Origin of the sequence: Kitasatospora sp. MMS16-BH015 (assembly GCF_002943525.1) — a bacterium.
Lineage (GTDB): Bacteria > Actinomycetota > Actinomycetes > Streptomycetales > Streptomycetaceae > Kitasatospora.
The window spans coordinates 6,660,276-6,686,349 of record NZ_CP025394.1 but is presented as its reverse complement, the minus strand read 5'-3'; the positions used below and the strand labels follow the sequence as shown (position 1 = coordinate 6,686,349).

Annotated in this window: 23 protein-coding genes; 11 read left to right on the top strand and 12 right to left on the bottom strand. The window is 73.5% G+C overall.

Annotated features, from left to right (window positions below; genetic code table 11):
- Nucleotides 1-10 precede the first annotated feature (10 nt).
- Complete coding sequence (locus tag CFP65_RS28770; RefSeq protein WP_104818913.1) at nt 11-841, top strand: MBL fold metallo-hydrolase; 831 nt, start codon at nt 11-13, stop codon at nt 839-841.
- A 42-nt stretch (nt 842-883) separates the two neighbouring features.
- Here CFP65_RS28770 and CFP65_RS28765 read toward each other — a convergent pair whose 3' ends face one another.
- Complete coding sequence (locus CFP65_RS28765; RefSeq protein ID WP_217368194.1) at nt 884-2,110, bottom strand: MFS transporter; 1,227 nt, start codon at nt 2,108-2,110, stop codon at nt 884-886.
- Nucleotides 2,111-2,237: 127 nt separating this feature from the next.
- Nucleotides 2,238-3,440: an acetyl-CoA carboxylase biotin carboxylase subunit family protein gene (locus tag CFP65_RS28760; protein ID WP_104818911.1), complete on the bottom strand. Its 1,203-nt coding sequence runs from the start codon at nt 3,438-3,440 to the stop codon at nt 2,238-2,240.
- A gap of 546 nt (nt 3,441-3,986) precedes the next feature.
- Here CFP65_RS28760 and CFP65_RS28755 point away from each other — a divergent pair.
- On the top strand, nt 3,987-5,252 hold the full coding sequence (locus tag CFP65_RS28755; RefSeq protein WP_217368193.1) for an ATP-grasp domain-containing protein: 1,266 nt from the start codon (nt 3,987-3,989) through the stop codon (nt 5,250-5,252).
- Between the two features lie 33 nt (nt 5,253-5,285).
- On the opposite strand, the gene CFP65_RS28750 is transcribed toward CFP65_RS28755, so the two are convergent.
- Nucleotides 5,286-5,618: a transglycosylase family protein gene (locus CFP65_RS28750; RefSeq protein ID WP_104818909.1), complete on the bottom strand. Its 333-nt coding sequence runs from the start codon at nt 5,616-5,618 to the stop codon at nt 5,286-5,288.
- 122 nt (nt 5,619-5,740) lie between these two features.
- A complete protein-coding gene (locus CFP65_RS28745; RefSeq protein WP_104818908.1) occupies nt 5,741-6,508 on the bottom strand; it encodes a transglycosylase family protein in 768 nt (255 codons plus the stop codon).
- A gap of 576 nt (nt 6,509-7,084) precedes the next feature.
- Here CFP65_RS28745 and CFP65_RS28740 point away from each other — a divergent pair.
- From CFP65_RS28740 to CFP65_RS28715, 6 genes are all read left to right on the top strand, one after another.
- Entirely contained in the window at nt 7,085-7,924 is an 840-nt protein-coding gene (locus tag CFP65_RS28740) for a hypothetical protein (protein ID WP_104818907.1), read from the top strand.
- A gap of 188 nt (nt 7,925-8,112) precedes the next feature.
- On the top strand, nt 8,113-8,886 hold the full coding sequence (locus tag CFP65_RS28735; protein WP_104818906.1) for a hypothetical protein: 774 nt from the start codon (nt 8,113-8,115) through the stop codon (nt 8,884-8,886).
- A gap of 98 nt (nt 8,887-8,984) precedes the next feature.
- Nucleotides 8,985-9,632, top strand: coding sequence for a helix-turn-helix domain-containing protein (locus CFP65_RS28730; protein ID WP_104818905.1), 648 nt, complete (start codon nt 8,985-8,987; stop codon nt 9,630-9,632).
- Complete coding sequence (locus CFP65_RS28725; protein WP_104818904.1) at nt 9,629-10,393, top strand: SRPBCC domain-containing protein; 765 nt, start codon at nt 9,629-9,631, stop codon at nt 10,391-10,393. The genes CFP65_RS28730 and CFP65_RS28725 overlap by 4 nt, the downstream gene beginning before the upstream one ends.
- A gap of 30 nt (nt 10,394-10,423) precedes the next feature.
- Nucleotides 10,424-10,996, top strand: coding sequence for a dihydrofolate reductase family protein (locus CFP65_RS28720; RefSeq protein ID WP_104818903.1), 573 nt, complete (start codon nt 10,424-10,426; stop codon nt 10,994-10,996).
- A 183-nt stretch (nt 10,997-11,179) separates the two neighbouring features.
- Nucleotides 11,180-12,322, top strand: coding sequence for an IS30 family transposase (locus CFP65_RS28715; RefSeq protein WP_371682514.1), 1,143 nt, complete (start codon nt 11,180-11,182; stop codon nt 12,320-12,322).
- 89 nt (nt 12,323-12,411) lie between these two features.
- On the opposite strand, the gene der is transcribed toward CFP65_RS28715, so the two are convergent.
- The 5 genes from der to CFP65_RS28690 form a co-directional block, all read right to left on the bottom strand.
- On the bottom strand, nt 12,412-13,866 hold the full coding sequence (gene der / locus CFP65_RS28710) for a ribosome biogenesis GTPase Der (protein WP_104818902.1): 1,455 nt from the start codon (nt 13,864-13,866) through the stop codon (nt 12,412-12,414).
- 265 nt (nt 13,867-14,131) lie between these two features.
- Nucleotides 14,132-14,845 (bottom strand): (d)CMP kinase, encoded by a 714-nt coding sequence (gene cmk, locus CFP65_RS28705; RefSeq protein WP_104818901.1) that lies wholly within the window; start codon nt 14,843-14,845, stop codon nt 14,132-14,134.
- A 341-nt stretch (nt 14,846-15,186) separates the two neighbouring features.
- Nucleotides 15,187-15,831, bottom strand: coding sequence for an MBL fold metallo-hydrolase (locus tag CFP65_RS28700; RefSeq protein ID WP_104818900.1), 645 nt, complete (start codon nt 15,829-15,831; stop codon nt 15,187-15,189).
- Nucleotides 15,831-16,916, bottom strand: coding sequence for an S-(hydroxymethyl)mycothiol dehydrogenase (locus CFP65_RS28695; protein WP_104818899.1), 1,086 nt, complete (start codon nt 16,914-16,916; stop codon nt 15,831-15,833). Before CFP65_RS28695 ends, CFP65_RS28700 begins: the two co-directional genes overlap by 1 nt.
- 224 nt (nt 16,917-17,140) lie before the next feature.
- Nucleotides 17,141-18,229 carry a prephenate dehydrogenase gene (locus CFP65_RS28690; RefSeq protein WP_104818898.1) on the bottom strand — a complete coding sequence of 363 codons (1,089 nt, stop codon included), beginning with the start codon at nt 18,227-18,229 and terminating at the stop codon, nt 17,141-17,143.
- 246 nt (nt 18,230-18,475) lie between these two features.
- Between CFP65_RS28690 and CFP65_RS28685 the strand changes: the two genes are divergently transcribed.
- Genes CFP65_RS28685 through CFP65_RS28675 form a run of 3 tightly spaced genes read left to right on the top strand, consistent with a single transcriptional unit; the run spans nt 18,476 to nt 22,918 of the window.
- Nucleotides 18,476-20,815 carry a DUF4139 domain-containing protein gene (locus tag CFP65_RS28685; RefSeq protein ID WP_158702398.1) on the top strand — a complete coding sequence of 780 codons (2,340 nt, stop codon included), beginning with the start codon at nt 18,476-18,478 and terminating at the stop codon, nt 20,813-20,815.
- The gene (locus CFP65_RS28680; protein ID WP_104818896.1) at nt 20,815-22,518 is read left to right on the top strand and encodes a mucoidy inhibitor MuiA family protein; all 1,704 of its coding nucleotides are present in this window, start codon (nt 20,815-20,817) and stop codon (nt 22,516-22,518) included. Before CFP65_RS28685 ends, CFP65_RS28680 begins: the two co-directional genes overlap by 1 nt.
- A 37-nt stretch (nt 22,519-22,555) precedes the next feature.
- Entirely contained in the window at nt 22,556-22,918 is a 363-nt protein-coding gene (locus CFP65_RS28675) for a DUF952 domain-containing protein (RefSeq protein WP_104818895.1), read from the top strand.
- Nucleotides 22,919-22,924: 6 nt separating this feature from the next.
- Here CFP65_RS28675 and CFP65_RS28670 read toward each other — a convergent pair whose 3' ends face one another.
- From CFP65_RS28670 to CFP65_RS28660, 3 genes are all read right to left on the bottom strand, one after another.
- Nucleotides 22,925-23,902 (bottom strand): helix-turn-helix domain-containing protein, encoded by a 978-nt coding sequence (locus CFP65_RS28670; RefSeq protein WP_158702397.1) that lies wholly within the window; start codon nt 23,900-23,902, stop codon nt 22,925-22,927.
- 205 nt (nt 23,903-24,107) lie between these two features.
- Entirely contained in the window at nt 24,108-25,346 is a 1,239-nt protein-coding gene (locus CFP65_RS28665) for a pseudouridine synthase (protein WP_104818893.1), read from the bottom strand.
- A 54-nt stretch (nt 25,347-25,400) separates the two neighbouring features.
- The gene (locus tag CFP65_RS28660) at nt 25,401-25,985 is read right to left on the bottom strand and encodes an SMC-Scp complex subunit ScpB (protein WP_254553133.1); all 585 of its coding nucleotides are present in this window, start codon (nt 25,983-25,985) and stop codon (nt 25,401-25,403) included.
- Nucleotides 25,986-26,074: the final 89 nt, after the last annotated feature.

The window sequence follows — 26,074 nt, the reverse complement described above, 5'->3', positions numbered from 1 at the left end:
AGGAGACCCCGTGAAGCCCCTGACGTACGAGATCGTCGACTCCCCCGCCGCCGCGCTCCACAAGACCGCCGTGCTGGTCGTCGGGCCCGAGGAGACCCTGCTGGTCGACGCCGGGTTCACCCGCTCCGAGGGCCGGCGGCTGGCCGCGGCGGCCAAGGCTGCCGGACGGCCGCTGACCACCGTCTTCGTCAGCCACGGCGACCCGGACTTCTACTTCGGGCTGGAGAGCGTCAAGGAGGTCTTCCCGGCGGCCCGGGTGCTGGCGGCGGCGAGCACGGTGCGGCACATCGAGGAGACCTACGAGGAGAAGCTCGCCACCTGGGCCGGGCTCGGCGCCGAACTCCCGACCCGGCTGGTGCGGCCGGAGCCGCTGGACGGCGACGCGTTCGAGTTCGAGGGCCACCGCTTCGAGCTGCGCGGCACCGACTTCCACCTGCCCGACCGGCACTACCTCTGGGAGCACCGGCAACGGGTGCTGCTCGGCGGGGTGCTGCTCTTCCAGGGCCTGCACGTCTGGACGGCCGACACCCCGGAGCCGGCCCAACGCGCCGCCTGGATCGACCTGTTGGACGGCATGGCGGCCCTCGACCCGGCCGTGGTGATCGCCGGTCACCGCACCCCGGACGCCCCCACCGACCTCACCGCCGTCGACTTCACCCGCGACTACCTGCGCGCCTTCGAGACCGACATCGGCAGCTCCCCCGACCCGGCCACCGCCACCGCCCACCTCCGGGCCCGCTACCCGGAGGCCGGCCTGCTGCTCGCCGCCGAACTCGGTACCAAGGCCGCCATGCCCGTCCCCCCGAGCACCCGCCCGTCCACCCCGATCCCCCAGCCCTGAGGTCCGGTCCCCGGCCCTGAGCCCGCAGTCAGGAGACAGCCCTCACCCGGCGGGCACAGCGAGCGGAGCGGCGTCGGCTTCGGCCGCCTCCGCGAACAGCCGGCGGGCGCCGAAGGCCAGGGCTGCGGCGACCAGCATCCCGGCGACCACGCCGAGGAAGGGGGCCCAGGTGCCGTATGCGCCGAGGGCGAGGCCGCCGAGCTGGGAGCCGATCGCCGAGCCGGCCACGTTGATCGTGATCGCCCAGGTGTGCGCCTCGGTGATGTAGCCCTCGCGGGCGGTGCGCGAGATGAGCTCGTAGGCGAGCGCGGTCACCGGCGCCTCGATGACACCGAGGACGACCAGGGCCACGCTCATCGACCAGTTGTCCCAGGCCACCAGCACCAGGGCCGAGGCCACCCCGAGAACGAGCAGGGCCCAGGCGAAGACCGTCTCGGTGGGCCGGCGGAAGGTACGGCTGCCGTACCAGAGCCCGCCCAGGATGCCGCCGACGCCCCACATGCCGAAGACCAGGCCGACGTGGTCGGCGGAGCCGTGGGCCTCGATGAAGGCCGGCATCGAGACGCTGTAGGCGCCGGTGGAGACACCGGCGGCGAGCAGCAGCACCAGCAGCCGGACCAGCGGCTTGGAGCGGAGGGCGCCCAGCGGGTCGCGCTTGCCGGTGATGGTGGTCACCTTGCGGCCCCGGGAGGCCCGGGTCAGCGCGAAGCCGAGCGCCCCCGCGCCGGTGAGCAGGGCACAGACCACCAGGGCCGAGCCCGCGCTGCCCCAGATCAGCACCAGGCTGAACAGCAGCGGCCCGCCGATGGTGAAGGCCTCGCCGAGCACCGCCTCCAGCGAGAGGCCGGCCCGCTCGATGCTGCCCGAGGCGTTCCAGAGCGAGCGGATGCAGCCGCTGATCGGCGGGATCGCCGCGCCGACCACCACCATGCAGGCCAGCTGCAGGGCCAGGGCCTTCGGGTCGGCGAGCACGAAGCCGAGCAGCGCCAGCGGGTTGACCACCCCGGTGATCAGCAGCACCGGCGGCTGCCCGTACCGATCCACTAACCGGGCGACGAACGGCGCCAGCAGGGCCGCGCCCACGCTGTAGGCGGAGAGCAGCAGACCGGCCTGGAAGTAGCTGAGGCCCCGGGAGGTGGAGAAGACCACGATGGAGACGGTCATCAGGTAGAGCGGGAGCCGGCCGAGCACGCTCCAGAGCAGCGGGGCGCGCATGGCCTTGTCACGCGCGACCGCCACGAAGGGGTTCTTCTCGGGGGTGGGCGACATGATGGGCTCGCAATTCTCGCGGGCGTGCTCCCCGGTGCCGGGGCCGCCCGCGGTGAGGTGACGGTGGCTTGGTCCGGGCCGGCCTCGCATGCCGAGGCCGGCCCCGCTCCGGGGGGGGAGCTCGTGCTCAGCCGACCCGGTAGCCGTCGATCTCGGCCAGGAGGCTCGTCATCCGGGCCCGCAACGCGCTCAGGGATTCGGCGGTGAAGGCGAACCGGATGAAGAAGTTCTCCTTGTCCAGGGTGGTGATCTCGTAGCCGTCGGTGACCTCCGCGTCGAGGACGCCGGGCAGGGCCCGCATCTCGTCCGCGGTGATGCCGGTCCGCACCGTGCCGAGCTCCTCGGCCTCCACGTCGTACATGCCGATGAACGCCCGGTCGGGCGCCGGCGCCGGCCGCTCGGCCTCCGGTGAGAAGGCGAACTCCCCGAGGGTGATGGCGACGAAGGCCTCGACCGGGTCGATCCCGCTGACCTCGCGGATCACCGCGTCGTACATGCCGCCGGCCGGCCGGGGGTTGATCTCGATGAGCTCCGTCCGGCCGGCCTCGTCGGCGCGGGCCTCGATGTGCAGCCAGCCCTGCTCGATGCCGAGGTCCGCGCAGAGCGCGTCGATCTTCGCCCGCAGGGCCTGCACCCCGTTGATCACGTGGTCCGACTGGGGCGGGTAGACCTGGAGCCCCGCGTTGTGGTGCCTGATGTCGTCGTGCTCGGGCCGCTCGACCGCCAGGACCGGGTGGAACCGGCCGCCGACCACCGGGCCGTCCGCCGTGAACTCGGTGCCCTCCAGGAACTCCTCGATGATCAGCTCGGTGTCGGCGCAGCCGATCTCGGCCAAGTGCCGCTGGTAGGCCTGGAGTTCCTCCGGCCCGTTGACCCGGCGCACCAGCCAGGAGCCCGAGGACTCCCGGGCGGGCTTGGCGATCGCCGGGTAGAAGTCCACCTGCGCCGGGTCACTGGAGAAGGCCACCGTGGAGACGCCCAGGGCCCGCATCCGCTCGCGGACCGAGGTCTTGCTGGCCAGCACGTCACGGGCGGCACTGGCCCCCGGCAGGTCGTAGTGCACGGCCAGCCCGGTCTGCCAGGGGATCAGCACCTCGACCATGTTGATGATGGCGGTCGGGACGATGCCGCGCTCATCCAATCGGGCGACGAGCGCGGCGAGGTCCTCGGTGTCCCAGTCCACGACGACGTGATCGTCGCAGATGGAGCGATGGCGGCTGTCGGGAAGTTCGGTGACCAGGACCGGCCGCAGGTCTCGCGCTCGCAGCCGTTCGACCGCACCGGCCACGCCACCGGCATTCCACTTGGAGAGGATGAGTACGGACTTCACGCTGACAGTGCCTCCAGGTCGAAATTGTCAGAATTGGCGTCAAACCGCTGAGCACCAGGGGCTGTCTGACAATTCGCGTCGGATCAGGCCGGGTCGTTCGGTGCGTGCTATCGGCGTGCGACCGGGACGCCCTCGTAGCGGAGCTACTTGGGCGTTTCGGCCGTGCGGCGAGAGTGCGTGCCAAGGGGGTCCCCCCGGCCGAAGGCTGGGGGAGGGCCGGCCCCGGCGGGAATTGTCAGACAGCCCCTGGCAAGCGTGGCACGGGCCGGGGGCGGGCCGGGGTAAACCGGGGGCTTACTCCGCAGTCCGGAAAGCGCACGGTTCGAGTACGGACCGGGCCGGGCTCAGCGGGCCGCTTAGCCGCAGGTCAACCGGGTCAACGTGGGGCTTCACCGCACCTGCGCCTGCCGTGGATGCCGAAGCCGTCCGCTCGGTCTATCGTCGGCGGGGCGACGCTCCTTGGTGGAGTGCGCTCACCGGCTCGACCAAGTGCGAAAGCTCGACCAGGCGCGAACTCTCCGCCTCCCAGAGGGAAGTAGCTGAACCATGCTGCCAAGCGATTCCTCCGTGCAGCCGAGGCGAGTGGCGCTCGTGGACGCTTTCTCACAGGCACGCCACCTGCTGCCGGTGCTGCACCGACTCGGCATCGAATGCGTGCACCTCCGGTCGGCGCACCCCGACGTCGTACAGGCCCGACTGCCGCTCTTCGAGGGCTTCGTGGCCACGCTCCGGCACGACGGCGACCTCGCGGCCACCGTCTCGGCGCTGCGCGACCACGAGGTCGACTGGGTGATCGCCGCCGCGGAGTCGGGCGTCGAGCTGGCGGACCGGCTCTGCGCCGCACTGGGCACCCCCGGCAACGGGATGAGCCGGCCGACCGCCCGGCGCGACAAGTACGAGATGGTCCAGGCCCTGCGGGCCGCCGGAGTGGAACACGCGGCCACCATCGTCTCCGCCGACGCCGAGGAGGTGGTCGAGTGGGCCGAGCGGACCGCGGGCTACCCCGTCGTGCTGAAGCCGGTCGCCAGCTCCGGCACCGACAACGTCGTGGCGTGCTCCTCGGCGGACCAGATCCGGGCCGTCCACCGGAAGATCATGAGCAGCGCCGACAACCACGGCCTGCCCAACACCACCGTGCTGGCACAGGAGTTCCTGGACGGCGCCGAGTACTTCCTCAACACCGTCAGCCGGGACGGCCGGCACCGCACCGCCGAGATCTGGCGCTACCACAAGACCCGGCTCCCCGGCGGCAACATCATCTACGACTACAACGAGCCGGTGCCACCGGACCACCCCGACGCCCGGACGCTGGAGTCCTACACCCACCGGGTGCTCGACGCCCTGGAGGTCCGGAACTCGGCCGGCCACACCGAGGTCATGATGACCGCCGCGGGGCCGGTGCTGGTCGAGTGCGCCGCGCGTCCCGGCGGCGGCCAGGCCCCGGACATCGCCAACCGCTGCCTGGGCACGAGCCAGATCGACCTCATCGCCCTGGCCGTGGCCGATCCCGAGGGATTCGGCCAACTGCCCACCACCGTCTACCGGTTGCTGCAGCGCCTGCGCTACGTGCACCTGATCAACCCGTACGAGCAGGGCGTGGCGCCGTCCGAGGAGGCGATGGCCCTCATCCGGGCCCTCCCCTCCTACGCCCACGCCGTGACCGCCTTCCCCGGCGGCACCCCGCTCTCCCGGACGGTCGACGTCGACACCCAGCCGGGGTACGTGATCCTCATCTCCGAGGACGCGGACCAACTCCTCGCCGACTACCGGAGGATCAGGGAGATCGAGCGCGACCACCTCTACTCGAACTGATCCGGGACCGGGCCTGCCGACCGGCCCGCCGGGCTACGGCTTGAGCACCCCGATCTCCCGCGCGCAGGCGGCCCACGCCCCCCACCCCTGCTTCCGCCGGATCTCCTCCGCCACGGCGATCTGCTGCCGCCGGGGAGCCCGGTCCGGCCGGTCCGCGTAGCGCAGGCCGCCCGCCTCCCGCCAGGTCGGCGGCCAGATCTGGAGCCCGCCGTAGTAGCCGTTGCCGGTGTCGGCGTGCCAGTCGCCGTCGCTCTCGCACTCCGCCAACTGCTGCCAGACCGCGTCGGGGGCCGCCGACACCGGGGGCGAGGGGGCGAGGGCGAAGAACGCCAGCGCGGGCAGGGAGACTATGAGTGACGGTCGCATGACCCCATGAAGGCACACGCCCGCCCACCCGGCATCCGGGAACGCGAACGCGGCACCGCCGCCACCCCCACCCGAGGTGGGAGCGACGGCGGTGCCGCGGGTGCCGCAGAGCGTCAGAGCGCTCAGACGGAGAGGACCTGGCCCGGGAAGATCAGGTCCGGGTTGCCACCGACGACGCCGGTGTTGTTGTTGTACAGGGACTTCCAGTCCGTGCCCTTGGAGGCGGCGATGGAGCTCAGGGTGTCGCCGCTCTTGACGGTGTAGGTGCCACCGTTGCTCTTCTGGGCCGGGGCGGCCGGGGCAGCCGGAGCCTTCTTGGCGGGCTTCTGGGCCGGGGTCTCGGCGGCCTTCGGGGCGGCGGCCTTGGGGGCGGCGGCCTTCGGGGTGCTGAGGGTCTGGCGCTCGGTGCCACGCGAGGCGGCCGAGTTGTCGCTCTTCGGCGCGGCCTTGGTGGAGGAGTCCGAGCTGCCGGAGGTGTCGACCTGGGCGGCAGCGCCACCCGCGGTCAGGCCCGCCTTGACGGAGCAGACCGGCCAGGCGCCGGGACCCTGGGAGGCCAGCACCTTCTCGGCGACGGCGATCTGCTGGGCCTTGGTGGCCTGGTTCGCCTGCGCGGCGTACTGGGTGCCACCGTAGGCGGCCCAGGTGCTGGAGGTGAACTGCAGGCCGCCGTAGAAGCCGTTGCCGGTGTTGATGCTCCAGTCGCCGGTGCTCTCGCACTGGGCGACGGCGTCCCAGGTGGAGACGGAGGCGGCGGAGGCCGAAGTGGCCGTGACGAGGCCGGCCACCGGCAGGACGGCGATGGCGCCGCCCATGACGGCCATCCGCACGCGGTTGCGCTTGGCGGAGGTGGTGGAGGTGGCAGCGGCGGTCTCGTTACGGAAGGTCATGAGGTTCCTCTCGACAGCCCCGGGCGGGCAGGCGGAACCAGACCCGAAAGGGCCCGATCTCGCTCACCGCGTCCGCAAGGCGGCCGTGCACGTGTCCGACGTGCCGCGCCGCCCCGGCCACCCGCCGCCGCCCGTGCCGCTCGTGAGAGCCGCAGGCGGTGGGCGCCCGCCGCACCGGCGGACCGGTGGGCTGCGCTCCTGGGGGTGAACCCGGGTAGTGCTCGTTGCACTGGTTACGAAGCTACGAGCCGAGAAACCCAGCGCCAAACAGTTTGAGAATCTCCCAGGTCAGAACGCCGTTACCGACGGTATCGATCAAGTAAAACCGGGTTAAATGTCCGATTTGAGACCTATTTCCATGATCAAACCTTATACAGATATGACCTGGGTCACTTTCACGGGCCTGTGAGCTCGGGCACAGTGTCGACAGATCGCGATCAGTCGCTCACGGATAGCAGTCGGATTTGCGGCAATTCCCGACTTGGCCGAGCCCACCCGTGACCCCAGCCACAGCGGCCCGTTGGTAGTGGCGGCCAGGCGTGCCCCTGCCACAACCAGACGACCCGAGGAGTACCCGTGCCGCGCATGCTCGACGTGAGCGACGAGGTCCGCAACGAGATCGGCGACGACGAGGCCGACGCCCTGCTCGCCGGCGCCCACGCGCCCGACACCTACGACTGCACCTCCTGCCGCACGAGCGGCGACTCCACCCGGGAGGCCACCAGCACGGTGCTCTTCGTGGGCGACGAGACCGCAGTGCTGGCCTTCGCCCACGCGCGCTGCATCCCCTCCCAGGTGGTGCCGGTCTCGGAGGAGCAGCTCCAGGGTGCCGTCCGCTCGATCAGCCAGTCCCAGACCGCCCCGGCCCCCACCGCCCCGGCGGTCCCCGCGCCCGCCGCCGCCCCGGCCGCCGAGACCGCTCCGGCCGCCGCCCCGGCGGCCGGGCAGCCCGCGATCCTGGGCATCACCTGCGGCCTGGTGCTGCGGGAGGGCGCGCAGTACGCCGCCCTGGTGGTCGAGCCGACCGGCCCGGTCGGGCGCCCGGGCGACCTCTCCGGCGAGGACCAGTTCCTCTCCTTGCTGGGCGACCACGGCTTCCAGCCCGTGCCCTCGGTGGACGCCGACCCGGCCGCCATGCCCGGCTGGTCGGTGCTGCTCGCGATGGGCCAGCTGCACGCGATCCTGCACCCGGGCGCCAAGGGCGGCAGCGCGGCCTGGTGGCAGGCGCACCAGCCGCTCCAGGTGACCGACAACTGGCGCTCCACCGCCCGGCAGCACAACGCGGTGATGGTCTACGCGGCGCCGGCCGGCACCATCGGCCGCCAACCCCGGGAGGACCTGCTCCGCGCCGCCCTGGACCGGGCCGCCCACCAGGGCCTGCTGGTCGCCGCCGCCCTCCCCCTCGCGGGCACCTGAGCCGAGCCGGTCGCACCCGACTCCGACCGGGTGCCCGACCGGGTGCCCGAGCCGGTGCGAGCCCGGCGCGCGCCCACACCGAAGGGCGCGAAACCGCAGCTCCGCGCCCCGGGGCGGCTTCCGAAAGCGGCATAGGCCGCCCCGCCCCGGGCCCGCATCCCCGGCCCGTCTCGCTCGTTGGCTCCTACGTGTACAGCTACGACGTCGCCGCAGCCCACCGCCCGTCCGCCATCAGCCGGGCCATCCCCGGCATGCGCCCGTCGTACGACGCGGAGCACCCCTCCTCGCCGACCCCGATCTACGACAACCTGTACTCCGAGTACCGCCGCCTCTTCCGCGCCCTCCCCGGCGACCGCACCGGCGAGGAGGACCTCCGCTTCACCGGCTTCGCCGTCCGCGAGCACCACCGCGACCATCACCGCGAGGCCCATCGAGAGCCGCACCGCGAGCCACGCGAGGCGCGCGAGCCCCAAGAGCCGCCGTACGCGCTGGAGCAGTACGCCCCGCGCGAGGCGTTCAGCGGCGCGCACTCCCCCCAGGGCGGCACGTTCGGCGGCCACGCCTTCACCGGCAGCGGCCCCGGCAACGGCAGCCTCGGCAACGGCGGTTTCGGCGGCGGCTTCCCGGCTGCCTTCGCGCCCGCCCCCGAGCCGTACCTGACCCGGGACCAACCGGCCGCCGCGGGCTACCCGCAGCACCAGGCCTTCCACACCTATCCGGGCCACGCTCACGGCACCCCGCAGTTCATGCCGACCCAGCAGCAGGCCGGCCCCGCGCCGCAGCCCGCCGCCCCGATGCCCCAGCCGGTGCACGGCCAGCCCGCCAACGGCCAGCCCGCCAACGGTCAGGGCTGGGTCGCCACCGGCTACCTCGCCCCGGCCACCCACCCGGCCCCGACCGCCGGCCGTCACCGGGGCGGCATGCTCTCCCTCCCGGCCGGCCGCTCCGCCACCCAGGGCTGACGCCGCCCCACCGCTCTCCGAACACTTTCCTTTCCTTGACAACTTTTCCTGTCGGTACGAGACTGGAACGCGTCAGGAACCAGGAAGGACGGTGCACCGTGCTCGACGTTGCCGTGATCGAAGAGGCCGCTGCGGCGGAGGCGGCGCTGGACCCGATCCGGTCCCGGATCCTCGCCGCGCTGGCCGAGCCGGGCTCGGCCGCGATGCTGGCCGGGCGGCTCGACCTGCCCCGGCAGAAGGTCAACTACCACCTGAAGGAGCTGGAGCGGCACGGTCTGGTCGAACTCGCCGAGGAGCGCCGCAAGGGCAATGTGACCGAGCGGGTCTACCGCGCCACCGCCGCCTCCTACGTGATCTCCCCGGCCGCCCTGGCGGCCGTCGGCCCGGATCCGGACCGCTCCCCCGACCAGCTCTCCGCTCAATGGCTGCTGGCGCTGGGCGCCCGGCTGGTGCAGGAGGTCGGGGCGCTGCTCACGGGCGCCGCCCGGGCCGGCCGCCGGGTGGCCACCTTCGGTCTCGACACCGAGATCCGGTTCGCCTCGGCCGCCGACCGGGCCGCCTTCGCCGAGGAGCTGACCCAGGCCGTCACCGCCCTGATCGGCCGCTACCACGACGAGGCCGCCCCGGCGGGCCGCAGCCACCGCCTGGTGATCGGCCTGCACCAGATCCCGGCCGCCGCCTCCCCTGGCTCTGCCGCCCCCTCCGCCCCTGCCCCTGCCCACTCCGCCGAGGAGCCCCAGCGATGACGCACCCCTTCGAGATCGAGCAGGAGATCGTGCTTCCGGCCAGTCCGGCGCAGGTCTGGGAGGCCATCGCCACCGGCCCGGGCATCGACGCCTGGTTCATGGGCCGCAACACGGTCGAACCGCGGGAGGGCGGCACCGCCGCGATGGAGACCGGCGGGCACCGGGAGGAGGCGGTGATCACCGCCTACGAGCCCGGCAAGCATTTCGCCACTCGCACCAGCCCCGGGCCGGACGGGCGGTTCATGGCCTTCGAGTACCTGATCGAGGGGCGCGAGGGCGGCAGCACCGTGCTCCGCGTGGTCCACAGCGGACTGCTGGGCGACGACTGGCAGGACGAGTACGACGCGCTGCGCCGGGGCTGGCCCTTCCACCTGCACACGCTGCGCGAGTACCTGGCCCACTTCGCCGGCCGCCCGGCCGTCCCGGTCTTCGCCGTCGCCCCCACCCCGGACCGGACACCACGCGAGACCCGGGCCGCACTGGCCGGCGCGCTGGCCCTGCCCTCCCCGGTGGCCGTCGGCGACCGCGCCCAGGGCACCCCGGCCGGGCTGCCGCCGCTGGACGGCACGGTGATCTGGGCCGACCAGGAGCGGTTCGCGGTCCGCACCGCCGACGGCCTCTACACCTTCCACCACGGCCCGGGCGTCGCTCTGCTCTTCCACCACCTGTACGGCCCCGCCGAGGCCGCTGCCGAGGCGTCACCCGAAGCCTCGCCCGAGTCCGCGTGGCAGCGCTGGCTCGCGGACCTCCTCAGCTCCTGACCACTCCCGCCCCCACCCGAGGAACCCACCATGCGCACTCTGATCAGCACCGCGTTCGTCTCGCTCGACGGCGTCGTGGAGGCCCCCGGCGGCGAGGCCGGCTACCGCAACGCCGGCTGGACCTTCAAGGACATCGAGTTCGTCCCCGAGGCGTTCGAGCTCAAGGGACGGGAGCAGGAGGAGTCCACCGCCATGCTGCTCGGCCGCACCAGCTACCAGGCGTTCAGCCAGGTCTGGCCGGACATGGCCGAGTTCGGCCACTACAAGACCCTGCCGAAGTACGTGGTCTCAACCACGCTCACCGAGGGCGACCTCGTCTCCAACTGGGGCGAGACCACCATCCTGCGCTCGCTGGAGGAGGTGGCCGCGCTCAAGCGGACCGAGGGCGGCCCGATCATCGTCCACGGCAGCGCCACCCTCAACCACGGCCTCTCGGACGCGGGCCTGATCGACCGGTACCACCTGCTGGTCTTCCCGCTGCTGCTCGGCGCCGGCAAGCGGCTGTTCAGCACCACGGACAAGGACACCCAGCACCTCAAGCTGGTCGAGCAGGCGGTGTACAGCAACGGTCTGCAGAAGCAGGTCTACGACGTGGTCCGCTGACCGCTGCGGACATGAGCGGACATGCGAGAGGGGCGCGGGGAACTGCTTGGGTTCTAGGAGTCGTTGCAACACCCCAGTTCAGGGGATGCGATGGACTTCGAGATCCGTGGCAACCGCAGACCGCAGGGTCGGCGGAAGCTGCTGCGGGAGCGGGCGGCATACTCCCGGCTCGTGCAGCAGGGCGTGAGCAACACCGAGGCATGCCGGATCGTCGGCGTCGACCGCAGGACCGGCCAGAAGTGGCGTAACGGGCGCAAGCCGACCGGCACCCAGCGCACGGCGCCGGCTCCCCTCGACCTCGACGGGAAGCCGGCGCCGCCGACCGGGCCGGCAGGGCGGTCACGGTTCCTGACCGAGGCGGAACGGATCCACATCGCCGACCGGCTGCGGGAGAAGGCCACCGTCCGGGCAATCGCCGCGGAACTCGGCCGCAGCCCGTCCACCGTCAGCCGGGAGATCACCCGCAACGCCCACCCGGTCAGCGGCGCCTACCGCCCGCACGCGGCCCAGGCCCGCGCGAACGCCCGCCGGCCCCGCCCCAAACCGCGCAAGATCGGGCAGACTCCCGAGCTGCGGGACTTCATCCAGCACCTCCTGGACCTGAGGTGGAGCCCGGAGCAGATCTGCCAGGCTCTACGGGAAACCTTCCCCGACCGGCCGGAGATGCACGTGGCTGTCGAAACCGTCTACCAGACCCTCTACCTCCAGGGCCGGGGCGAGTTGCGCCGCGAGGTCGCCGCCGCCCTGCGCACCGGCCGGGCCCGGCGGATCCCGCACCGGCAGGCCGCCACCCGCCGCCCCCGCTTCGCCCACCCCATGGTCATGATCAGCGAACGCCCCGCGGAGGCGGACGACCGGGCCGTCCCCGGCCACTGGGAGGGCGACCTGATCATCGGCAAGGACGGCGCCTCGGCGATCGGCACCCTGGTCGAGCGCGCCACCCGCTACGTCATGCTCCTGCACCTCCCGGCCGGCCGCGGCGCCGAACAGGTCCGCGACGCCCTCGTGGCGACCGTCCAGACCCTGCCCGCCCACCTCAGGCGGTCCCTGGCCTGGGACCAGGGCGCCGAGATGGCCCGGCACGCCGACTTCACGATCGCCACCGACGTCCCGGTCTACTTCTGCGACCCCGCCAGCCCCTGGCAGCGCGGCTCCAACGAGAACACCAACGGCCTGCTCCGCCAGTACTTCCCCAAGGGCACCGACCTGTCCGTCCACAGCCCCGAACACCTGGCCGCCGTCGCCGCCCAACTCAACGGCCGCCCACGCAAAACGCTCGACTGGGACACCCCAGCCGAGCGCCTGCATAAACTCCACACGGCCTAGACAACCAACCACGTGTTGCAACGACCGCTAGAAACCACCCAGTTCCCCGCGCCCCTCTCTCATGCGCTCACGCCTCTCAGAGGCTCAGCTCACTTCTTGCGGCTGCGCTTCTCCCGCACCCGCACCGAGATCGAGATCGGCGTCCCGACGAAGCCGAACTCCTCGCGCAGACGGCGCTCGACGTAACGGCGGTAGCCCGCCTCGAGGAAGCCGGAGGCGAACAGCACGAAGCGCGGCGGCTTGGTGCCGGCCTGGGTGCCGAACAGGATGCGCGGCTGCTTGCCACCGCGGACGGGGTGCGGGTGGGAGGCCACCAGCTCGCCGAGGAAGGCGTTCAGGCGGGCGGTGGTGATGCGGGTCTCCCAGCCGGCCAGCGCGGTCTCGATCGCCGGGACGAGCTTCTCCATGTGGCGGCCGGTCAGCGCGGAGACGTTGACCCGGGGGGCCCACTGCACCTGGACGAGATCCTGCTCGATCTCGCGCTCCAGGTAGTAGCGGCGCTCCTCGTCCAGCTGGTCCCACTTGTTGTACGCGATGACGACCGCGCGGCCGGCCTCGACGGCCATGCTGATGATCCGGGTGTCCTGCTCGGCCAGGGTCTCGCTGGCGTCGATCAGGACGACGGCGACCTCGGCCTTCTCCAGGGCGGCGGAGGTGCGCAGCGAGGCGTAGAAGTCGGCGCCGGCGGTGAGGTGCACCCGGCGGCGGATGCCGGCGGTGTCGACGAACTTCCAGGTCTTGCCGCCGAGCGTGATCATCTCGTCGACCGGGTCACGGGTGGTGCCGGCCAGCTCGTTGACGACCACGCGGTCCTCGCCGGCCACCTTGTTGAGCAGGCTCGACTTGCCGACGTTCGGCCGGCCGATCAGCGCGACGCGGCGCGGGCCGCCCTCGACGCCGTTGCCGAAGGTCTGCGGCGGCGCCTCGGGCATCGCGGCCAGCACGGCGTCCAGCAGGTCGCCGGAGCCACGGCCGTGCAGGGCCGAGACGGGGTACGGCTCGCCGAGCCCGAGCGACCAGAGGTAGGCGGCCTCGGCCTCGGTGGACGGGCCGTCCACCTTGTTGGCGCAGAGCACCACGGGCTTGCCGGCCCGGCGGATGATCTTGATGAGCGCCTCGTCGGTGTCGGTGGCGCCGACGGTGGCGTCCACCACGAAGAGCACGGCGTCGGCTTCCTGGATGCCGAGCTCGGCCTGCGCCGCCACCATGGCGTCGATGCCGAGCACGTCGATCTCCCAGCCGCCGGTGTCCAGCAGCTTGAAGCGACGGCCGTTCCACATCGCCTCGTACTGGACGCGGTCGCGGGTGACGCCCGGCTTGTCCTCGACGACGGCCTCGCGGCGGCCGATGATGCGGTTGACCAGGGTCGACTTGCCGACGTTCGGGCGGCCGACCACGGCCAGCACCGGCAGCGGGCCCTGCGGGGCGTCCAGGCCGGCCAGGTCCTCGGGGTCAAAGCCCTCCTCGGCGGCCAGCGCCATGAACTCGGCGTACTCGGTGGGGTCGAGGTCGCCGTAGGTACCGGCGGTGGTCTCGTTGCTCATGCGTGTTCCGTTTCCCGGCCCAGCCCTTCCCAGGGGTGCGCCGTGCGTACCTGCCCGACAAGGGGCAGCGCGGGGTGGTGCAGGTCAAAATTCGTACGATGGCAAAGTTCGCATGACTGCAAAATCAGTGCGATGCCAACGTTCCTACGAGGCTAAAGTTCGCGCGGAACTAAAGTTCGTACGGGGTCAAAGTTCGTGCGATGGCAACACTCGCACGAGCCTAAGTTTGCGTCAGGCGGCCATAAGACAGCCCGGCTGACGGCCGTCATACGGCCGTCAGGCCGGCCTTCTGCTCGACCAGGGCGGTGATCGTCTCGATCACCTGCTCCAGGGTCAGCTCGCTGGTGTCAACCAGGACGGCGTCCGCCGCCTGGGTCAACGGCGAGGTGTCGCGGGAGGAGTCGGCGGCGTCGCGGCGGGCCAGGTCGGCCGCCATCGCGGTGATGGTCGCCTCGTCCACGCCCTTGGCCCGGAGCTCGGCGGCCCGCCGCTCGGCGCGGGCGTTCTGCGAGGCGGTCAGGAAGACCTTGACGGTGGCGGTCGGGAAGACCACGGTGCCCATGTCCCGGCCCTCGGCCACGATCCCGCGCTCGGCGAGCTCCGCGCAGCCGCGCTGCAGCTCGACCAGCCGCGTCCGCACCTGCGGCACCGCCGAGACGGCACTCACCTGCGCGGTGACCTCCGGCCCGCGGATCGGCCCGGAGACGTCCTGGCCGTCCACCGTGATGGTCGGCCCGGCGGCGTCCACGCCGGAGACGATGACCGGCTTCCCGCAAGCCACGGCCACGGCCTCGGCGTCGGTGACGTCGACCTCGTTGGCCAGCATCCACCAGGTCATCGCCCGGTACATCGCGCCGGTGTCCAGGAAGCTCAGACCGAGTCGCGCGGCCACGGCCCGCGAGACGGTCGACTTGCCGGAGCCGGAGGGTCCGTCGATGGCGACGACGACCGGGGCGTGGGCTCGGTCGGCAGTGTCCACGGGGCGAACCTTTCTGCATGCGTTCTGTGGGCGGGTGGCCGGCGGGCATGCCGAAGGCAGACCACGGGGCGACTACACCAAGGTTAGACGACCCGGCGGCACTCCCCCGCCGCAGCCGGAACGGAGCCCGGAACCGCAGGGCGGCGGCCCCACCCGAAGCTCCACGGAGGAGCCGGTGGAGCCGCCGCACCAATCACCCGCCGGCAGCTGCCCGAGCAACGAAGCCACCCGCCGCCGCAAGCAGGCACCCCGCGACCCCGGGCACCCGCAACCTCAGACACCCACACCCACACCCACACCCACACCCACAGCCGCAGCCGCAACTGCAGGCACCCGCGACCTCAGTGGCCCCGGGCCACCCACTCGCCCAGCTGCGGAGCCTCCGCACCGATCGTCGTGGTCGGGCCGTGCCCGGTGTGCACCACGGTCTCCGGCGGGAGGGTGAGCAGCCGCTCCTCGATCGAGCGGATGATCGTCGGGAAGTCCGAGAAGGACTTGTCGGTGGCGCCCGGCCCGCCCTGGAAGAGGGTGTCGCCGGTGAAGACGGCCTCCAGGGCCGGCACGTAGACGCTCACGCCGCCCGGGGTGTGCCCGGGGGTGTGGCGGATGTGCAGGTAGAGCCCGCCGACCACGATCCGCTGGCCGTCCCGCAGCTCCTCGTCCGGGCTGTCGCCCGGGTGGGTCTGCTTCCAGAGCGGCAGGTCGTCGGGGTGCAGGTGGATCGGCGCGCCGGTCAGCGCGGCGAGCGCCGGGGCGGCCGAGACGTGGTCGTCGTGCGCGTGGGTGCAGATGATCGCCACCACGTTGCGGTCGCCGATTCGGGCAGCGATCGCCTCCGCGTCGTGCGCCGGGTCGATCACCACGGCGTCGTACTCGTTGGCGATGATCCAGACGTTGTTCTCCACCTCCCACGTCCCGCCGTCCAGCGAGAAGGTGCCGGCCGTGACCAGCTGCTCGATCTCGGGCTCCGGGGGCAGCTGCCGCATCAGAACACCACCACGGAACGCAGCACGTCGCCGCCGTGCATCCGGGCGAAGGCCTCCTCGACCTGGTCGAGGGCGATGGTTTCGCTGACGAAGGCGTCCAAGTCGAGCCGTCCTTGCAGATAGAGATCGATGAGCATCGGGAAGTCCCGCGAGGGCAGGCAGTCGCCGTACCACGAGGACTTGAGCGCACCGCCGCGACCGAAGACGTCGAGCAGCGGCAGCTCCAGCTTCATCTCGGGCGTCGGCACACCCACCAGGACGACAGTACCCGCCAGGTCACGGGCGTAGAACGCCTGCTTGTACGTCTCCGGCCGGCCCACCGCCTCGACCACCACGTCGGCGCCATTGCCCTCGGTCAGCGCGCGGATCGCCTCCACGGCATCCTCCCGGGACGAGTTGACGGTGTGGGTGGCGCCCAGCCGCTGCGCGGTGGCGAGCTTGCGGTCGTCGATGTCCACCGCGATGATCTTCGCCGCCCCGGCCAGCCGGGAGCCCAGCACCGCCGCGTTGCCGACCCCGCCGCAGCCGATCACCGCGACGCTGTCACCCCGCCCGACCCCGCCGGTGTTGACGGCGGCGCCGAGCCCGGCCATCACCCCGCAGCCGAGCAGCCCGGCCGCGGCCGGCGAGGCCGCCGGGTCGACCTTGGTGCACTGGCCGGCCGCGACCAGCGTCTTGTCGGCGAAGGCCCCGATGCCGAGCGCCGGCGAGAGCGGCGTGCCGTCCAGCAGCGTCATCGGCTGCTTGGCGTTGTGGGTGGCGAAGCAGTACTGCGGCCGCCCGCGCCGACAGGACCGGCACTGCCCGCAGACCGCCCGCCAGTTGAGGATCACGAAGTCCCCCGGCGCGACCTCGGTGACGCCCTCGCCCACCGACTCCACCACGCCCGCCGCCTCGTGCCCGAGCAGGAACGGGAACTCGTCGTTGATCCCGCCCTCCCGGTAGTGCAGGTCGGTGTGGCACACCCCGCAGGCCTGCACCTTCACCACGGCCTCCCCGGGCCCGGGATCGGGGACCACGATGGTCTCCACCCGCACCGGCTCGCCCTTGCCCCGCGCGACAACGCCCCTGACCTGCTGCGACATTCGACCCAACCTCCGTTTAGTCCACTTTCAAGGCGCGGTTGCACTATCCAGGGGCGCGGGGAACTGCGCGAAACCGGAAGGCGACGGGCCGTCACCTGCCGCACGCGCGCAGTTCCTCGCGCCCCCGGGTAGTGCAACCGGATCCCTGCGACAGCCGACAGGCCGGCCTCGTCCGACCTCGCGCCGTTCCCCGCTCCCCTGATAGCGCAACTGACGCACCGTTCTCAGACGGAGCGTACGCTCCAGCCCCGCTCCCGCAGCTCCGTCTTCAGCCGCGCCACCGCGCCCGGCGCGACCGAAAGTTGGACGAAGCCCACCTGCTGCCCGCTGGAGTGCTCGATCACCACGTCCTCGATGTTGACCCCCAGCGCGCCGACCTCGCCGAACAGGCGGCCGAGCTCGCCCGGCTGGTCGCCGAGGACGACCGCGAGGGTCTCGTACCGGGTGGGCGGGGCGCCGTGCTTGCCGGGGATCCGGGCCTGGCCGGAGTTGCCGCGCCGCATCACGGCCTCGATCCCGGCCGCCCCCGCCCGCCGCTCGCCCTCGTCGCTCTCCTCCAGCCGCCGCAGTGCGGAGACCGTCTCGCCCAGGTCGGCCGCGAGCTCCTCCAGGATGTCGGCCACGACCCCCGCGTTGGCGGAGAGGATGTCCACCCACATCGCCGGGTTGGAGGCGGCGATCCGGGTCACGTCCCGGACGCCCTGGCCGGAGAGCCTTATCGCCGTCTCGTCGGCGTGCTCCAGCCGGGCCGCGACCAGCGACGAGAGCAGCTGCGGCGCGTGCGAGACCAGTGCCACGGCGCGGTCGTGCGCGGCGGCGTCCATCACGATCGGCATCGCCCCGCAGAGCGCGACCAGTTCGAGCGCGGCGTTGAGCGTCTCGGTGTCGGTGTCGGGGGTGGGCGTGAGCACCCAGGGGCGGCCCTCGAAGAGGTCGGCCCGGGCGGCCAGCGGGCCGGAGCGCTCGCGGCCGGCCATCGGGTGGCCGCCGATGTAGTGGGCGGTGTCCAGCCCCAGCGCGGTCACCTCGCCGCGCGGCCCGGCCTTGACGCTCGCCACGTCGGTGTAGCAGCGGGCCAGCCCGCGCCGCTGGCAGTCGGCCAGCGTCTTGCCGACCAGCGCGGGCGGCACCGCGACGATCGCCAGGTCCACCGGGCCCTCGGCCGGGTCGGTGGTACCGGCGCCGAGCGAGGCGGCGGTGCGGGCGGCGTCCGGGTCGGCGTCCTCCAGGTGCACCGTCAGGCCGCGGCGGGCGAGGGCGAGCGCGGCGGAGGTGCCGATCAGTCCGGTGCCGACGACGGCGACAGTACGCATGGCTGGGTTCGTCTCCTGGAGCTGTCCGACAGGCCCGGCACCGACCGGTGCCCGACCCGCCCATCCTCTCGCACCCGGGGCCCCACCTGCGCCGCACCGCCGACCAAGCACCGCCGACCGGGCACCCCTGGCCGGGCCCCCGACCGGGCGCGCCACGCCTGGGCGGCGGAAATTCGCTGACACGGGCGGATCCCGGGGGCAGACTGGGCCGCCGGGGGATGCGGGACTGAAGAAGGGTTCAACGGGGTGGCCGTGGAGACGGGGCACAGCTGGGAGTCGGAGCTCGATTCGGTCGTGGTCTACGCGAGCGGGGCGCTCTGCCGCCGCCGCGCCCGGGGTGTCGTCCCGCCGGACGGCGTGGTCCACCTGCCGGGCCTGCCGGCCGCCCTGGAGGACGGTTCGCTGCGGGCCCGGGTGCTGGACGCCGACGGCCGGCCCACCCACCGGGTGATCGAGCTGCGCGCCGAGCACACCGCGGAACTCCGCGGCCCCGACCAGCTGCCCGAGCTGGTCCGGGCCCTCACCCTCGCCCGGGACACCCTGGCGGCTGCCCGCGAGCGGCACGACCGCCAGCTCACCCACATCGGCGAGATCGCCGCCCTGCGCGCGGTGCCGCCCCAGCGCGGACCGGCCGAGCGCGGACCGTCCGAGGAGCACCGCCGCACCCCGGCCGACGTCTGGCTCGACCTCGCCGATTTCGTCGACGCCCGGCTGGCCTCGCTGCACACCCGCCTGACCCGCCTGACGGAGGAGCTCCGCCAGGCCGAACACTCCGTCACCGTGGCCCAGGACCGACTCGACCGCGCCACCACGGCGGCTCCGACCACGCCCACCGCCACCACCCGCACGGCCGTCCTCCACCTCACCCCGACCACCGCACTGGCCGCCGAGGGCGCCCCGGTGGTCGAGCTGGAGGTCGAGTACGCGGTGCCGGGGGCGGTCTGGGTCCCGACCTACCGGCTGAGCCACCGCCAGGGCGAGGCGAACGGAGCCTTGGTGCTCCGGGCCGCCGTGGCCCAACGGACCGGCGAGGACTGGGCCGGCGTCCGCCTGAGCCTCTCCACGGCCGACCTGGACCGCCGCACCGAGCTCCCCCGCCTCCAGTCGATCCGGATCGGCAAGGCCCAGCCGGCCCCGAGCCCGTCGGGCTGGCGCGAGCCGCCCAGCGGGCTGGACGAGCTGTTCGAGGGCTACGACACCACCCCCCGCCCCGACCAGTCCCACCGCCGGTCCGCCACCCCGGCCCTCGCCGCCGCGCGCACCTTCGCCGCGACCGCCGGCCCGTACGGCACCGCCACCCCGACCGGCGGTGGCGCAACCGGCCCGTACGGCGCAACGAGCCCGGCGGGCCCGGCGGGGGCCCTCGGCACAGCGCACCCGTCGAGCCCGGAAGGCCCCTTCGGCGCGGCGGGCGCAGCCGCGAGAGGCGCGGCCCCGGCCGGCTCCGCCCCGCTGCCCGCCCCCGCGTACGGGACTCCCCCCGTCCCCGCCCCGCCGGGTGCCACCCAGGCGGCGCCGAGCCCGTACGCCGCCTCCGCCGCGGCGTTCACCGCCTCGGTCGCCGCCGCTGCCGAGGACGACCTCGCCCCCGACTTCCTCTCCGCCGCCCTCCCCCAGGCCGCTCCGAGCCGCTCCGCGCCGGCCGCCGGCGGCGCCGCACCGCTCGCCCGCAAGCGCCACTCCGCCGTCCGCGCCGAGGCCCAGCCCGTACCGGAGGCCACCCCCGACCACACCGGCTCCCCCGACCGCACCGGCTCCCCCGACCCCGCCTGGCTGGACTTCGCCAACCTGGTGCTCGCCGGGCCGGAGCAGGGGCCCGGTCGTCGGGGGCGGCTGCAGGCCGAGCCGCTCGACCAGGCCGCATTCGGGCTGCGCGTCAAGGCCGGCCGGGTGGCCTCGCTGCCGCTGCCCCGGCACGCGGTGCGACCCCGCCAGTCGGCCGGGTCCTTCGACCACCGGTACGAGGCGCCGGCCCCGGCCGAGATCCCCTCGGACGGCGGCTGGCACACCGTCACCCTGGCCGAGCTGCCGGTCGCGGTGAGCCGCGAGTACGTCTGCGTACCCGCCGTGGAGCCGACGGTGTACGGGGTGCTGGTGCTCGGCAACGACACCGACCAGGCACTGCTGGCCGGACCGGTGGAGGTCACCGCGGACGGGCAGCACCTGCTGACCACGGCGCTGCCGACCCTCGCGCCGGGCGGGCGCCAGCGGGTGGGCCTCGGGGTGACCGAGGGCATCCGGGTGGCCCGCCGCACCGAGCTGCGCGAGTCGACGGCGGGGCTGCGCGGCAGCACCACCGTCCTGGACCACCGCCTGCACGTCGAGCTGGCCAACCGGCTCTCCCACCCGGTGACGGTGGAGGTCCGCGAACGGGTGCCGGTCAGTTCGGACGCCGAGATCCGGATCCAGGAGCACCCCGGCTGGTCACCGCTGGATCCGGCGGCGGACCCGGCGGGGGCCGGTGCGCCCGGCGCCCGGCGGCGCCGGGTGGAACTGCCCGCCCACGGCACGGCCGAGCTCGACGGCGGCTACGAGATCCGCATCCCGGCCGGCAAGGCCCTGCACGGCGGTAACCGGAGGTACTGATGACCAACCCCCCGCCCCTCACCGGGCTGCCCGTCACCGCCGTCACCTGCCTGGAGGACCGCGCCCTCGTCGAGCGCACCGTCCGCGTCGAGCTGGCCGAAGGTGTCCAGAAGCTGCGCCTGGGCCCGGTCACCGCCCTCGCCGTCGACCACTCCCTCCGGGCCGAGCTCCGCACCGCACTCGGCACCGCAGCCCTAGCCGAACTCGGCACCGAACTCGGCACCGCAGCCCCAGCCGAACTCGGCACCGCACCCGGCACCGCACTCCAGGCCGAACTCCCCCCCGCCGCTGCGGAGACCGACGGCCCCCGGGTGCTGGAGACCCGGCTGGTACGGGCCTGGACCCGGCCCGCCCCGGCCCCGCCCGGCGCGGGCGACTCCGAGCTGCGCCACCGGGTGCACGCCTTGGAGGCGGAGGAGCGCGAGCTGAGCGGCCAGGAGCAGCGGCTCGCCGCCCGGCTGGCGCTGCTGGCCCAGCTGGCGGCCGATCTGCTGCGCGAGATCGGCGAGGGCGCCGGGCACGGCGAGACCGAGACCGCCCGCTGGACGCGCGAGCTCGACCGGGTGGACGGCGAACGGGAGACCCACGGCGAGCGGCTGCGCGCCTGCCGGGCCCGGCTCCGCGCGGTGGAGCAGGAGCTGGCCCAGGCCCGCGCGGTGCTGGACCGCACCGAGCAGGAGCCCGCCGAGCTGACCGCCCACGTCGAGCTGACGGTGGCCGCCGGCGCCGCCGGGCCGGCCGAGCTGACGGTCAGCCACCTGACCCCCTGCGCGCTCTGGCGCCCCGCCTACCGGGCCACCCTCAGCGGCGGCAGCCTGCAGCTGGAGACGGACGCCGTGGTCTGGCAGCGCACCGGTGAGGACTGGGCCGGCGTCCGGCTGGTGCTCTCCACCGCCCGCAGCACGCTGGCCGCCGAGCCGCCGCAGCTGGTGCCGGACGTGCTGAGCCTGCGCGAGCGCACCGCCGAGGAGCGCCGCACGGTGGAGGTCGAACTGCGCGAGGAGGCCGTCCAGACGACCGGTCCGGCCGCCGGACCGACGGACGGCCTGCCGGCGGAGGGCCTGCCCGGGGTGGACGACGGCGGCGAGGTGCAGGTGCTCACCGCCCCCGACCCGGCCACGGTGGCCGGGGACGGCCGCCCACACCGGGTGCCGCTGGGCTCGTTCAGCACCGGCGCGAGCAGCGAGTACGTCTGCGCGCCGGAGCTGTCGCCGCTGGTCAGCCGGGTGGTGCGGTTCCGCAGCGCGGCGGAGCACCCGCTGCTGGCCGGGCCGGTCGACCTGGTGCTGGAGAGCGGGTTCGCCGGGCGCGGGGAGCTGCCGTTCACCGCGCCGGGGGCCCGCGCCGAGCTCTCCTTCGGCAGCTCGGACGGCTACCGGGTGGTCCGCGAGACGGAGGAGAGCCGGGCCACCACCGGCCTGACCCAGCGCACCGTGGTGACCCGCACCGTCCGGCTGCACCTCTCCCGCTTCTCCGGGCCGCAGGAGCGGGACGAGCAGCTGGTCACGGTGCACGAGCGGGTACCGGTCTCCGAGGTCTCCTCGGTGGAGGTGCGGCTGCGCAAGGAGCTGTGCGCCCCGGCCCCGGACGAGCTGGACGCCGACGGCATCTGCCGCTGGTCCGTCCCGCTGCCCCCGGGCGGCAGACGGACCGTCACCCTGGCGTACGAGATCTCCGCCACCGCGAAGGTCACCGGTCTCTGAACCCGGATCAGCGGCCGGGCCCTGCTAGAAAGGGAGCATGATCTACCATCTCGCGCCGCTGGACGACTGGTTGCACGACCCGGGGCGGCCGTACGCGGCCGCCTCGCTTCTCACCGACGGGTTCATCCACTGCTCGGCCGACGAGCAGACGGTGCTCGCCGTGGCGAACGCCTTCTTCGCGGAGGCCCAGGGGCCGCTGATGGCGCTCCTGATCGAGGAGTCGCTGGTCGAGCCCATGGTCAAGTGGGAGGCCCCGGACGGCGAGCCCCCCGCCGGGGCCACCCCGGGCATCCTCTTCCCGCACGTCTACGGCCGGCTCAACCGCACCGCCGTGGTCGGCCTGGAGAAGCTCGAACGAGGCCCGGACGGCCGCTGGGCCACCCTGCTGCCCTGGAGCTAGCAGGCACTACAGCCAGCCGCGCTCGCGGGCGGCCATCCCGGCCTGGAAGCGGGTGGTCGCCCCGAGCTCGCGCATCAGCGTCTGGAGCCGCCGCTGGGTGGTGCGGGCGCTCCAGCCGAGCGAGCGGGCGATCGACTCGTCGGTGAGCCCGGCGGCCAGCAGCCCGAGCAGCTTGCGGTGGTCGGCCTCCGGGCCCTGCTCCACCGTGCCGCCGATCGCGGCCTGCAGCGGCACGGCCCGCTCCCACTCGGCCTCGAACAGGCCGTCCAGGGCCTGCAGCAGCGCGGAGGGGTGGATCACGTACGCGGCGTCGAGCACCGCGTCGCCGACGCTGATCGGGATGATCGCCATCCGATCGTCGGCCATCATCATCTTCATCGGCAGCACCGGTCGCACCCGGGCCTCCTCGCCGTCGGCGACGCCGACCAGGATCTCCTTCTCCAGCCGGCCCGGCCAGGCCACCGCCTCCTTGTCGAAGACGGTGCGGAACCGCACCCCGGCCCTCATCCGCTGGCGCTGCCGGGGCAGGTTGGCCACCGGGTCCTGGATGTAGGGCGGGCAGTCGAAGCCACGCACCTGGTACTCGGCTGTGTCGGCCAGGTGCTCCAGCCGCTGGGCGATCGCCTCGCCACCGCTGAGCACCTCCACGGAGTGCGCGGGGTCGGTGAACCTGGAGGCCTCGCGGAAGGCGTCCATCAGCCGGTGCATCTCGGCCCGGGCGGAGCGCAGCTGCGCCTCCCGGTGGCCGATCAGGGTGCCGATGGCCACGTCGGGGGCGACGGCCAGGTAGCGCTCCCGGTCCACCGGGGCCCGGGTGGCCATGCCCTGGTCGGCGAGGCGGTCCAGTGCGGCCCGGCCCTGCTCCAGGGTGAGCCCGCAGCTCTCGGCCAGCTCCTCGGCGGTGGACTGCGGCGAGACCACCAGGGCCGCGTAGACCTGGCCGTCCGGCTTCCCGAGCCCCAGCACTCCGAATGAGTCGAGCACCGACCCTCCTTCCCCCTGCGCACTCCCCTGGTGGCGCAGTCCCGCCACCCGTCCACCCGGATGACGGTGGCCATCCTGTGCCACCACGACGCCGGCTGACAAGCCGGTCTCGCTCCACGGCCCCGGATCCCCCCGAACGGCACGAGGGCCTCCCCGCCGTTCGGCGGGGAGGCCCTCGTCCGCAGGTCTGAGACCCGCGCCGGTCCTAGAGACCGACCTCGTTCATCAGCTGACCGACCTCGGGGTTGGTCAGGCGGCGCAGCCAGCCCGACTTCTGGTCGCCCAGCGCGATCGGCCCGAAGTGCGTGCGCACCAGCTTCTCGACCGGGAAGCCCGCCTCGGCGAGCATCCGGCGGACGATGTGCTTGCGGCCCTCGTGCAGGGTCACCTCGACCAGGTAGTTCTTGCCGACGTTCGACAGCACCTTGAAGCTGTCGGCCCGGGCGAAGCCGTCCTCCAGCTCGATGCCCTGAGCCAGGGTCTTGCCCAGGTCACGCGGGATCGGGCCCTGGATGGCGGCCATGTATGTCTTGGTCACGCCGTACTTGGGGTGGGTGAGGCGGTGGGCCAGCTCGCCGTGGTTGGTGAGCAGGATGATGCCCTCGGTCTCGGTGTCCAGCCGGCCCACGTGGAACAGCCGGGTCTCCCGGTTGGTCACGTAGTCGCCCAGGCACTGGCGGCCGTCCGGGTCCTCCATGGTGGAGACCACGCCGGCCGGCTTGTTGAGCGCGAAGAACAGGTACGACTGGGTGGCCACCGTGAGGCCGTCCACCTTGATCTCGTCGTGCTGCGGGTCGACCCGCTTGCCCTGCTCGGTCACCAGCTTGCCGTTGACCATCACCCGGCCCTGCTCGACCAGCTCCTCGCACGCGCGACGGCTGCCCATGCCGGCCCGCGCGAGCACCTTCTGCAGGCGCTCGCCCTCGGGCCCGGCGGCACCACTGCCGCCCTTGCCGGACGGCCCGTCGTGCCGGGCCAGCACCGCGTCCTCGATCCGCCCCTGGAGCTCGCGCGAGCGCTGCGGCTGACGGCGCGGGTCACCGGGCTGGCCCTGACCGGGCTGACGCGGCCGCTTGGCCGGCGGCAGCGCCTTGCGCGGGCCGTAGTGGCCGCCGGAGCCGTACTCGGGGCGGTCGTACTTGCGCTCCTCCGGCCGCAGCGGACGGTCCGGGTACTGCTTCCGGTCGTCCCGGCGGTCGTCCCGGCGGTCGTCGCGCCGGTCCCGGTCGCCGTAGGAGCCGCCACCGCCGCGCGAACCGCCGTAGGAGCCGCCGCCACCGCTGCCGCCGCGCGAACCGCCGCCACCGCCGCCGTACGAACCGCCACCGGAGCGCGAACCGCCGCCACCGCCGTACGAACCGCCCGAGCGGCCCCCGCCCTGTCCTCCGCGGCCCTGGCTCCCGCCACCGCCGCTGCTGTTCCTGCCGTTACCGCTGCTACGCATCAAAAGTCCGTACGTCGTGTCCGTCTAGGGAAGTGCAAGTCGTGCCGGCCGACCTCACAGCACTTCCCGATCAGCCGCCTCGTCGCCGTCGTCCACCGCACGCGCGGCAGCGACCGCCTCCGCGATCACCGTGCCCTCGAGGGACTCCGCTTCCACGTCGTCGACCTCGGGCAGGAAGGGCGCCAGCTCCGGGAGTTCCTCCAGGCCGCGCAGCCCCATCCGTTCCAGGAAGTAGTTCGTCGTCCGATACAGGATCGCACCTGTTTCGGGCTCGGAGCCGGTCTCCTCCACCAGCCCTCGCTGTACCAGGGTACGCATCACACCGTCACAGTTCACACCACGGACCGCCGAGACCCGGCTGCGGGACACCGGCTGCCGGTACGCGACCACCGCCAGCGTCTCCAGCGCGGCCTGGGTCAGCCGGGCCTGCTGGCCGTCCAGCACGTACCGCTCCACGGCCCCGGCGCACTCCGCCCGCGAGTAGAACCGCCAGCCTCCGGCCACCAGCCTGAGCTCGAAGCCGCGCCCCTGCGCGGTGTACTCCGCCGCCAGCTCCCGCAGCGCCGCCCCCACCACCGCCACCGGCCGCCCGACCACGCCGGCCAGGCGCCCCTCGGCCGCCGGTTCGTCGACGACCATCAGGATCGCCTCCAGCTCGGCCCGGAGCGAGGCCCGCTCCACCGCCTCCCGCCCGGCGGCCCCTTCGTCCCCCGCCTGCGCGGGCACCG

Bases quoted from the DNA above. Each gene is read 5' to 3' on its own strand.
- CFP65_RS28765 (WP_217368194.1), bottom strand. From the start codon at position 2,110: ATGTCGCCCACCCCCGAGAAGAACCCCTTCGTGGCGGTCGCGCGTGAC.
- CFP65_RS28755 (WP_217368193.1), top strand. From the start codon at position 3,987: ATGCTGCCAAGCGATTCCTCCGTGCAGCCGAGGCGAGTGGCGCTCGTG.
- CFP65_RS28750 (WP_104818909.1), bottom strand. From the start codon at position 5,618: ATGCGACCGTCACTCATAGTCTCCCTGCCCGCGCTGGCGTTCTTCGCC.
- CFP65_RS28745 (WP_104818908.1), bottom strand. From the start codon at position 6,508: ATGACCTTCCGTAACGAGACCGCCGCTGCCACCTCCACCACCTCCGCC.
- CFP65_RS28725 (WP_104818904.1), top strand. From the start codon at position 9,629: ATGACGCACCCCTTCGAGATCGAGCAGGAGATCGTGCTTCCGGCCAGT.
- CFP65_RS28720 (WP_104818903.1), top strand. From the start codon at position 10,424: ATGCGCACTCTGATCAGCACCGCGTTCGTCTCGCTCGACGGCGTCGTG.
- der (WP_104818902.1), bottom strand. From the start codon at position 13,866: ATGAGCAACGAGACCACCGCCGGTACCTACGGCGACCTCGACCCCACC.
- CFP65_RS28700 (WP_104818900.1), bottom strand. From the start codon at position 15,831: ATGCGGCAGCTGCCCCCGGAGCCCGAGATCGAGCAGCTGGTCACGGCC.
- CFP65_RS28695 (WP_104818899.1), bottom strand. From the start codon at position 16,916: ATGTCGCAGCAGGTCAGGGGCGTTGTCGCGCGGGGCAAGGGCGAGCCG.
- CFP65_RS28690 (WP_104818898.1), bottom strand. From the start codon at position 18,229: ATGCGTACTGTCGCCGTCGTCGGCACCGGACTGATCGGCACCTCCGCC.
- CFP65_RS28680 (WP_104818896.1), top strand. From the start codon at position 20,815: ATGACCAACCCCCCGCCCCTCACCGGGCTGCCCGTCACCGCCGTCACC.
- CFP65_RS28675 (WP_104818895.1), top strand. From the start codon at position 22,556: ATGATCTACCATCTCGCGCCGCTGGACGACTGGTTGCACGACCCGGGG.
- CFP65_RS28665 (WP_104818893.1), bottom strand. From the start codon at position 25,346: ATGCGTAGCAGCGGTAACGGCAGGAACAGCAGCGGCGGTGGCGGGAGC.
- CFP65_RS28660 (WP_254553133.1), bottom strand. From the start codon at position 25,985: ATGGTCGTCGACGAACCGGCGGCCGAGGGGCGCCTGGCCGGCGTGGTC.